The 258-nt window shown below is 62.4% G+C and carries 1 protein-coding gene; it reads right to left on the reverse strand.

Going from position 1 to position 258, the window contains the following annotated elements; genetic code table 11:
* The coding region (locus MTCD1_RS23730; protein WP_235013403.1) for a hypothetical protein at window positions 1-225 on the reverse strand (225 nt) is incomplete at its 3' end.
* Between the last annotated feature and the right edge of the window lie 33 nt (window positions 226-258).

Raw genomic sequence — 258 nt, forward strand, 5'->3', positions numbered from 1 at the left:
GCCTCTTACCTGTGTCGAGGCCGGGCGATACCTCAAGATGTTGCGCTCTTTTTCCAGCCCGCCAACGTCGATAGAACGTCCAAACCACTCATCCCACTCGCGAGCATCGCGGGCGACCGCGTCAAGAAGCCAGGCACGCTCGTCACGAGTAACCACCCCCTCGATGTGGCCGACGAACTGCTCGACCAGAGCACAGGGACGGTCTGCCGGAGTCGGGGCCGACACCTCAGCTCGACGCCAAGTCCCCAACACCTGTAA

The organism is Colwellia marinimaniae, from assembly GCF_002207865.1.
In the GTDB taxonomy this organism is placed as follows: Bacteria; Pseudomonadota; Gammaproteobacteria; order Enterobacterales; family Alteromonadaceae; genus Colwellia; species Colwellia marinimaniae.